The sequence below is a fragment of the Pseudomonas sp. MD195_PC81_125 genome (genome assembly GCF_014060985.1).
GTDB classification, from domain to species: Bacteria; Pseudomonadota; Gammaproteobacteria; order Pseudomonadales; family Pseudomonadaceae; genus Aquipseudomonas; species Aquipseudomonas parakoreensis.
Genome location: NZ_JABULD010000518.1, coordinates 1 through 882, shown reverse-complemented (window position 1 = coordinate 882; position 882 = coordinate 1). Strand labels below are relative to the sequence as shown.

The 882-nt window shown below is 59.5% G+C and carries 1 protein-coding gene and 1 pseudogene; one reads left to right on the top strand and one right to left on the bottom strand.

The features are described from left to right. Window positions 1–80: 80 nt before the first annotated feature. A pseudogene (locus HT737_RS31885) lies at window positions 81–239 on the bottom strand (LysR substrate-binding domain-containing protein); the annotation flags it as partial. 162 nt (window positions 240–401) lie between these two features. Between HT737_RS31885 and HT737_RS20640 the strand changes: the two are divergent. Then, complete coding sequence (locus tag HT737_RS20640; RefSeq protein WP_182403913.1) at window positions 402–800, top strand: DUF4440 domain-containing protein; 399 nt, start codon at window positions 402–404, stop codon at window positions 798–800. The last annotated feature ends 82 nt before the right edge of the window (window positions 801–882 follow it).

Genomic DNA, 882 nt, shown 5'->3' with positions numbered 1-882 from the left:
CTCCCACACTGGATCTGTGACACATCGAAGATCCCCTGTGGGAGCGAGCCTGCTCGCGAAGGGGCCAGATCAGCCAACACTCAGCCCCAGCCCTTCATGAAATCAATGAACGCCCGCACCTTCAACGGCAAATGCCGGGTATCCGGGTACAGCGCATACACCCCCTACCGGGCGAAGCGGTGATCGACCAGCAACCGCACCAATCGCCCCGCTTCCAGATCGTCCTGAATCAGCCACTGCTGCTCAGTTCGCTGTTGGGCGCATTGGGCGGCAATGATTTCCGCTTACTGCTTTCTCGCCGCCGCTCTGCTGAAGCTGTTGCCGATGGTCGCCGCGCTGCGTTTCGACGCCTCCACAGTGCTCGCCCTACTGAGCCCACCTTCCCTTCAGGAAAAACCCACATGATTGACTACAACGAATATTTTGATGAAGTGATCCAGGCCCACCTGGTCATCGAACGCTGGTTTGCCGTGGAGCAGGATTCGGCGGAACTTGCGCGCTTGCTGAGCCGGTTCTCGGCGGATTTTTCCATGGTCACGCCGCTGGGTCGGGCGCTGGATATCGAAGCCTTGCGCGGGCTGTTTCAGTCAGCAGGCGGGAAGAAGCCCGGGTTCCGGATCGAGCTCAGTGAGCTGCGCGGGATTGCCCTGCATGCGCATGGCGCAACGCTGAGTTATCGCGAGCAGCAGAGCGATGCGAGCGGGTTGCACACTGATCGCCGGTCGACAGTGGTGTTTGAAAAGAGCGAGGACGGGCGGGTGTTGTGGCGGCATTTGCAGGAGACATTTTGCGCTGAATGATTACTCGGTATTGGTCTGAAAGACCGGGTTGTTCGCTTCGCGAGCAGGCTCGCTCCCACACTGGATCTGTGACACATCGAAG